Origin of the sequence: Nocardioides sp., assembly GCF_047607365.1 — a bacterium.
Classification (GTDB): Bacteria; Actinomycetota; Actinomycetes; order Propionibacteriales; family Nocardioidaceae; genus Nocardioides.
In genome coordinates this window covers 1-7,281 of record NZ_JASGDD010000192.1, presented here as the reverse complement: position 1 = coordinate 7,281, position 7,281 = coordinate 1, and the positions used below count along the sequence as shown (strand labels likewise).

Annotated in this window: 8 protein-coding genes; 1 reads left to right on the top strand and 7 read right to left on the bottom strand. The window is 72.0% G+C overall.

All coding sequences use genetic code 11. The annotated features are described in order from the left end of the window. The coding region (locus QM572_RS14895) for a hypothetical protein (protein WP_415094463.1) at positions 1 to 200 on the top strand (200 nt) is incomplete at its 5' end. A gap of 59 nt (positions 201 to 259) precedes the next feature. On the opposite strand, the gene miaB is transcribed toward QM572_RS14895, so the two are convergent. The 7 genes from miaB to QM572_RS14860 all read right to left on the bottom strand — a co-directional run. After that, positions 260 to 1,771 carry a tRNA (N6-isopentenyl adenosine(37)-C2)-methylthiotransferase MiaB gene (miaB, locus tag QM572_RS14890; RefSeq protein WP_415094461.1) on the bottom strand — a complete coding sequence of 504 codons (1,512 nt, stop codon included), beginning with the start codon at positions 1,769 to 1,771 and terminating at the stop codon, positions 260 to 262. 184 nt (positions 1,772 to 1,955) lie between these two features. Next, on the bottom strand, positions 1,956 to 2,774 hold the full coding sequence (locus tag QM572_RS14885; protein WP_415094459.1) for a phosphate ABC transporter ATP-binding protein: 819 nt from the start codon (positions 2,772 to 2,774) through the stop codon (positions 1,956 to 1,958). A gap of 3 nt (positions 2,775 to 2,777) precedes the next feature. Next, the gene (locus QM572_RS14880; RefSeq protein ID WP_415094457.1) at positions 2,778 to 3,803 is read right to left on the bottom strand and encodes a hypothetical protein; all 1,026 of its coding nucleotides are present in this window, start codon (positions 3,801 to 3,803) and stop codon (positions 2,778 to 2,780) included. A 51-nt stretch (positions 3,804 to 3,854) separates the two neighbouring features. Continuing rightward, positions 3,855 to 4,505 (bottom strand): hypothetical protein, encoded by a 651-nt coding sequence (locus QM572_RS14875; RefSeq protein WP_415094455.1) that lies wholly within the window; start codon positions 4,503 to 4,505, stop codon positions 3,855 to 3,857. 89 nt (positions 4,506 to 4,594) lie between these two features. Further along, entirely contained in the window at positions 4,595 to 5,935 is a 1,341-nt protein-coding gene (locus QM572_RS14870; RefSeq protein WP_415094453.1) for a hypothetical protein, read from the bottom strand. 108 nt (positions 5,936 to 6,043) lie between these two features. Beyond that, positions 6,044 to 6,946 carry a sortase gene (locus QM572_RS14865; RefSeq protein ID WP_415094451.1) on the bottom strand — a complete coding sequence of 301 codons (903 nt, stop codon included), beginning with the start codon at positions 6,944 to 6,946 and terminating at the stop codon, positions 6,044 to 6,046. Then, on the bottom strand, positions 6,943 to 7,281 hold a 339-nt coding region (locus QM572_RS14860), incomplete at its 5' end, for a hypothetical protein (RefSeq protein ID WP_415094449.1). The genes QM572_RS14865 and QM572_RS14860, both read right to left, overlap by 4 nt.

The window sequence follows — 7,281 nt, the reverse complement described above, 5'->3', positions numbered from 1 at the left end:
TCGGCGCCCTCGGCGGTGTGCTGCGCGCGGGCACGCCGGGCCACGCCGCGTCGCTCGCACTGGTCCTGATCGCCGCCGTCGCGCTCGCGATGGCCGGGGGCGTCCTCACCCTGATGCCGCGCGCCCGAGAGCCCCACGAAGCACCCGGCAACGCACCCCGCGAGGCGAACGGTCACCGTGACACCCCGCCGCTCGGGTGACACGTCGCGGGTGTCACCCGACGCGCGGACGGCCACGGTGACCGCGTGCGCGCGGTCGGTCAGCCGCAGGCGGGGGCGGCGGGCAGGGGCGCGGGGACGCCGACGGTCGGCAGGCCGAGGCCGACGACCGGACGGGCGTCCTGTGGCGCGCCCTGGCGGCGCTCCCAGGCATCGCCGGCACGCGTCCGGCGGACCGCCAGGACGGCGCCGTCCGCCTCGAGGTAGTGCGGCGCGCCGCGGGTGATCGTCACCGTGGCCACGTCGCCCGGCCGGATGCCCTCGGCGCCGGCCACGGAGAAGTGGACGAGGCGATTGTCGGGAGCGCGGCCCGACAGCCGCCCGGTGGACGCGTCGCGACGCCCCTCCCCCTCGGCCACCATCACGTCGAGGGTCCGGCCCTCCTGGGCCTGGTTCTCCTCCCACGAGATCTGGTTCTGCAGCTTCACGAGGCGCTGGTAGCGCTCGGCCACGACCTCGGGCGCGACCTGGTCGTCCATCGTGGCGGCCGGGGTGCCGGGGCGCTTGGAGTACTGGAAGGTGAAGGCCCCCGAGAACCGCGACCGGCGTACGACGTCGAGCGTCTCCTCGAAGTCGGCGTCGGTCTCGCCGGGGAAACCCACGATGATGTCGGTGGTGATCGCCGCGTCGGGGATGGCGGCCTTCACCTTCTGGATGATGTCCAGGAACCGCTGCTTGCGGTAGGACCGGCGCATCGCCTTGAGCACCGCGCTCGAGCCCGACTGCAGCGGCATGTGGAGCGACGGCATCACGGTCGGCGTCTCGGCCATCGCGGCGATGACGTCGTCGGTGAACTCGGCCGGGTGCGGGCTGGTGAAGCGGATCCGCTCCAGCCCCTCGATCGCGCCGCAGGCGCGGAGCAGCTGGGAGAACGCCTGGCGGTCGCCGAACTCGACGCCGTACGCGTTGACGTTCTGGCCCAGCAGGGTGATCTCCGAGACGCCCTCGGCGACCAGCGCCTCGATCTCGGCGAGGATCTCGCCGGGACGGCGGTCCTTCTCCTTGCCGCGCAGCGACGGGACGATGCAGAAGGTGCACGTGTTGTTGCAGCCGACCGAGACCGACACCCACGCGGCGTACGGGCTCTCGCGCCGGGTCGGCAGTGTGGAGGGGAAGACCTCGAGCGACTCGAGGATCTCGACCTGCGCCTCCTCCGCGACGCGGGCGCGCTCGAGCAGGACCGGCAGCGAGCCGATGTTGTGCGTGCCGAAGACGACGTCGACCCACGGCGCCTTGGAGGTGATCGTGTCGCGGTCCTTCTGCGCCAGGCAGCCGCCGACCGCGATCTGCATGCCGGGCCGTCCCGCCTTGATCGGCGCGAGGTGACCGAGGTTGCCGTAGAGCTTGTTGTCGGCGTTCTCCCGCACCGCGCAGGTGTTGAAGACGACCACATCGGCACTGTCCGCCTGCTCCGGGTCCCAGCGCAGATAGCCGGCACCCTCGAGCAGCCCGGACAGGCGCTCGGAGTCGTGCACGTTCATCTGGCAGCCGTAGGTCCGGACCTCGTACGTGCGGGCAGATGACACTGCGCGGCTCTCGGATTCATCGACCACGAGGCGAAATCCTATGTCCGAGCGGCCGAAAGACCGTCTTCGAGTGTCCCTTGCAGCGCGGGTCATGCCGAGTCGTGCGCCGGCCAGGAGCCGGCCGGTGCTGGTCATCCAGCGATGTGAGGGGAGGCCCCATTCGGCGTGAGGGGAGGCCCCACTCGGCGTGAGGGGAGGCCCCACTCGGCAGTCAGCCGAAGCGGCCGTTCACGTAGTCCGAGGTGCGGGGGTCGACGGGCGAGGTGAACATCGCCTCGGTGTCGCCGTGCTCGACGATCACGCCGGGCTGGCCGGCGCCGGCGAGGAAGAAGGCGCACTGGGAGGAGACCCGGCGGGCCTGCTGCATGTTGTGCGTGACGATGACGACGGTGACCTCCGAGGCGATCTGGAGGATCGTCTCCTCGACCACGCGGGTCGAGGTCGGGTCCAGCGCCGAGCAGGGCTCGTCCATGAGCAGCACCTGCGGGGTGACGGCCAGCGACCGCGCGATGCAGAGCCGCTGCTGCTGGCCGCCGGAGAGGGCCGAGCCCGGCTGCGCGAGACGGTCCTTGACCTCCTCCCACAGGCCGGCACGGCGCAGCGAGATCTCGACGAGCGCCTCCGCCTCGTCGCGTCTGATCTTCGTGCCGGTGAGGGACAGGCCGGCGAGGACGTTGTCGCGGATCGACATCGCCGGGAACGGGTTGGGCTTCTGGAAGACCATCCCGATCGCGCGACGCGCGTCGGTGAGCTGGCGCTGCGGGTCGTAGATGTCGTGGCCGTCCAGGCGCACCTCACCCGCGAGCGCGGCCCCGGGCACAAGCTCGTGCATCCGGTTGAGGATCCGGAGGAAGGTCGACTTGCCGCAGCCCGAGGGCCCGATCAGCGCGGTCACCCTGCCGGCGGGCATGGTGAGCGAGACCCGGTCGAGGACCTTGCGCTGCCCGAACCAGGCGGAGACGGAGTCGGCCTCCAGAGCCCGCGCCGTGGTCGGCGCGGACTCCGGAGCCTCGACGGCGGCTGCCGACACGGGCTACTTCCCCGCCTTGGCGTCGGCCAGCGCCTGGGCGGCAGCGGCCACCTTGGCGGCGGCGGCCTTCTGGGCGGCGAGCGCGGCGTCGTACGTCTTCGCGGCGGCGCCGGCCTTCTTCTTGGCCTTGGCAGTGGCCTTCTTGGCCTTCGTCAGCGCCTTCTTGGCGGCGGCGAGGGCCTTCTTGGCCTTCTTCTTGGCCGACGAGGTCTTCGCCGCCTTCGACTTCGCGGTCGCCGTGGTGACCTTCGTCTGAGCCTTGGCCTGCTTGGCGAGCGCCTTGATGTAGGGCTTGACGGCGGCGGGCTTGGACGCGGTGGCCAGGGCCGCGTTGGCGCTGGCCAGCGCGGCGTTGGCCTGGTCGAGCGCGGCCTGGGCGGCGGCGATCTTCTGCTCCTGTGCGCTCGGCGAGGGCGTGGACGTCGCGGTCGCGGTGGCCGTGGCCGTGGCCGTCGCGGTGGGCGTCGGGGTCGACGTGGCGTCGTCGAGGCCGGACACGCGGGTCCAGGTCGAGCCGGTGATCTTCACGAACGCGGCGGCGTACGACGTCCCCACGCCGCGGCTGGCCGAGCTGGTCCGCAGGCGCACCTGGTAGACGTCGTTGTCGGCCTCGAGCGCGGAGGCGCCCTCCTCGAGCGACGCGGTCACGGGCACGACGACCGCGCCGCTGATGCCCGACGACGTGGCGACGGCGCTCGTCGTGCCGATGATCTGGCCGGTCCAGGCGCCGGGGCTCAGGTCGGCGTCGCCGCCGTAGAGGTAGAGCGTGCCGTGGTCGGCGCCGGAGCCGAGCGCGACGTCCGAGGACGCGTACGCGCCGAGGTCGTCGAGCGATCCCGCGGTCACCTCGGTGCCGTCGGCCTTGTAGAAGGTGAGCACACCGGTGGCGTCGGGGTCGGCGACGGTGGCGTTGGCACCCTCGAACCAGGTGGTCGGGTCGGCCACGACGGCCGCGGCCCCCACGGTGCCGGCGGCCACGAGGGCGATGCCCGCAGGGGCTGCCCAGAGCTTGCGCAGTCGGACGTTCACGGTGTTCCTCTCGAAAGGGTCAAGCGAAGTTCAGGTGGTGCAGGAGGTCGTTCAGGAGATGGCGTTGCTGGTGGTGTCGGCGACGCCCGCACAGTCGGCGCCGCCCGTGGCGCCGACGACGTGCCAGCGGTCGCCCTCGATCTGGAGGTCGAGTGCGTCGTACTCGCTGGCGCGAGGCGTGTTGCCCTCCACCGTCAGGATGAGGCGGAGCTCGACGAACCCGTCCCACTCGGCCGGATAGGCGGCGACGAAGTCGGCGAGCGTGCTCGACTGGTCGGTCACCTGGGCGGCCGGGTGCGCGGTGGAGGTGTAGCGGCTGGAGGCCGCGAGGATCTGGCCGCTGAACTCGTCGGCCGCATGGCCCTCACGGGGCTGGTAGGCGTAGAGCGAGGCGGTCTGCGAGGCGCCCTGGTAGGCCGCCGGCGCGGCGGTCGAGCCGACGACGTACGCCGCGAAGGGAGCGTCCTTGATCGCGCCCTCCGTCACGGCCTTCCCGTCCGCGTCGCAGAGCGTGAGCCGTCCGGTCGCCGCGTCGTCGGCGTACGGCGCCGTCTCGTCGCCGCCACGCAGCAGCGCCCAGGCGCCGCCCGCGACGACGAGGAGCACCACGAGCGCGACGGCGATCGCGACCGTACGGCGACGGGTCGGCGCGGTGTCGGCCTGCTCTGTCACGGTGCTCACCGCCTCCAGCTTCGCGTTCATGGTGTCCTCGTCTCCTCGTGCCGATCTCGTTCGGTCCGTGCCGGCCGACGGGGGGTGCGCCCGTCGGCCGACACGGAGTCATGGGGCCGTCAGCCGCTGGTGGTGTAGCCCTTGTCCTCGTACGCCGGGGTGACGCCCGCCGCCTCGAGGAGCTGCTTGCCCGCCTCGGTCTGGACGAACGGCAGCACGCCGTCCGGGTTGGTCTCGTCCGCCGGGTTGTAGAAGAGCGTGCGGACCCAGTTGAACTTCCCGCCCGGCTGCCACGCCTTGGTGTCGGAGACGTCGGAGTCGCGGAAGATGGCGTTGTAGGAGAACGTCCAGTCCCAGGCCCCCGCGGCCGAGCCGTTGAGGCCCTGCAGCGTGAGGCCGGTGGTGCTCAGCGCGCTGCGCGTCGTCTGCTGGCTGTAGCTGTTGGCCGACGCCGGGTTGGCGTAGTAGCCCTTGCCGAGGAGGACGTAGCGGCCCTTGGGGAACGGCACCAGCGCGTTCTTCCGCTCCGCCTCCGAGAGTCCGGTGATCGTCGTGGGGTCGTTCTGCTGCACGATCCGGGTCGCGGTGATGTTCGCCGCCGTCACGGCGGTGCCGCCGTTGGCCGCGGTGAGGGCGTTGAGGAAGACCTTCTGCATGCCCGCCGAGGACGGGATGAAGAGCGGCAGGATGACCTCGGACTCGCTGCCCGACTTCAGCGTCAGCGACTCCGAGGCGTTGTTGGCCGTGTTCCAGGTCTTGAGGTCGCCCCAGGTCTTCGGCGACGCGGTGCTGCCGGCGTTGGTGTAGATCCAGAGCACCTGCTTGGCCGTCAGGTTGTCCGGCACGTTGGTGTCGGTCGCGGTCGCGATGAGATCCCGGTCGGTGGCGATCTGGACCGTCCGCACCTTGGTCGCGAGGTTGGAGGACGCGGTGGTCTGGTTGGCCGCGGTCGGCAGGTTGGGGTTGCGCGCCACGTCGATGTCGCGCGGCTTGCTCGTCCCGTTGCCGTCGACGAGGAGCGCGCCGAGACCGCCCGAGCCGCCCGACGGCCGGACGACGTTGTTCTGCCCGGCCTGGAGGGTGGCCGTGGGGTTGAGCGCCGCAGCGCTGGCGTCGGAGAGCTTGACGTACTTCTCGTTGGTCGAGTCGCCGTCCAGGCTTCCGGTGTAGCTCGTCAGGTTGGACGGGTCCAGCCACGCGCTGCGGCCGTTGCCGTCGCCCGAGGAGTCGAAGTTCACGAAGCGCCACTTGTTGCCGGCCGAGTTGTAGCCCGGGAGCTCCCCGTAGCCGTCGGCCAGGAAGTTGAAGGCGTTCTGCTGGATGTCGGAGCCGACGGTGACGACGTCGTCGGGCTGCGGGGCGAGGTCGGCGTGGGCGGGCGCGAGGGTCAGCGCCGTGACCGCAGCGACGCCGAGCGCGAGGCCTGCAGTGGTCCTCTTGAGCATCGGACTGCCTTTCATGTGTATTTCCCTAAATCTCGATCAATTTGATCGAATAAGTCGTGATGGAGAGACGCTAGAGGGTGTGTCCACCATCTGTCTCAAGGTTCCGACAGGTGAGACTCTGGTCTAGATCAGTCCCGGTATCAGGCGCCCCGCGAGGGACGACGCCAACCAGACCGACGCGATGACCGCCGGGGCCCCGACGAGCCACGCGGCGCGCTCGGACCACCGGTGCCAGGCCCAGACCACGCCCCCGACGACGAGGGTGAGCAGCTGGAGCGCGAGCACGAGCTGGGCGAGCAGGCCGGCCGAGACCTTGCTCGTCATGGGGACGCCGTCGGGGTCGGGACCGCTCATCACGCCACGCGCCACGGAGGTGCCGACGAGGTCGGCGTCGACGTAGAAGGTCTCCGACGGACGCAGCGCACCGCCCCGGCCCCGGCCGGACGCGGTGACGAGCGTGAGCCGCGCGGAGCCCGCGGCCGGGGCGGCCGGGGACGTCGCGCCCGCCCTCCGGGTGCCCGAGACGTGGAACACGAACCTGCCCTGGGCCGTGGTCACCGCGATGGGGTCGCCGACACGGAGCTGGTCCAGGTGCCCGAAGGGAGCGCCGTAGGTGAGCCCCTTGCCGAGGATGACGCTGGTGCCCTGCTGACCCGGCAGCACGCTTCCGGGAGCGTGCCCCGGGGCCTCGACGAGCTGCTCGGCGCGGATGCCCTCGACGACGACCAGGCTGCTCACCCCGATGGCCGGGATGTCGAGCAGGCTCACCGGGTGGCCGGACGCGATCGGCGCCCCCGTGGGAGCCGTCCCGAGCGCGAGCTCGGTGCGCAGCTGGTCGTAGAGCCGCCGCTGCGCGTGCCGCTGCTCCAGCCCACTGAGGAGCAGGACGTAGGCGATCACCCAGAGCAGCACCAGCGCCACGGCGAAGAGCGCCTGGCTGGTGCCCGAGCGCCACGGCACCCGCGTCCCGGAGGAGGGCCGCGACGCGTCGACCGGCTCCGTGCGTACGGCGGTGGGGGCGCTCATCGCGCGATCCTCCTGCGCAGCTCGCCGATCCCCGCCAGCGCCACACGCCACCCCGTCTCCGCCCACTGCAGCGCCGAGCTGGCGAGGAGGGCGAAGAGCGCGAGCCCGATGATGACCGGGATGCCGATGGCGCCGAACACCGAGTGGTTGCGGGCGGTCTTCGCCAGCAGGATGTCGTCGGTCGTCTCGGCGACCGGCGCCGAGCCCACCACGCCGGCGTCGGGCACCACGGCCGCGGGGACCTCGATGGCGGGAGCGGCGACGTCGGAGGTGGTGGCCGAGGACGACGCCGTGGCGGTGGCCGACGCCGAGCTCGTCGCCGCGGCGGCCGCGCG

Coding starts and splice junctions, on each gene's coding strand:
- QM572_RS14870 (WP_415094453.1), bottom strand. CDS start 5,935: ATGAAAGGCAGTCCGATGCTCAAGAGGACCACTGCAGGCCTCGCGCTC.
- QM572_RS14865 (WP_415094451.1), bottom strand. CDS start 6,946: ATGAGCGCCCCCACCGCCGTACGCACGGAGCCGGTCGACGCGTCGCGG.
- QM572_RS14875 (WP_415094455.1), bottom strand. CDS start 4,505: ATGAACGCGAAGCTGGAGGCGGTGAGCACCGTGACAGAGCAGGCCGAC.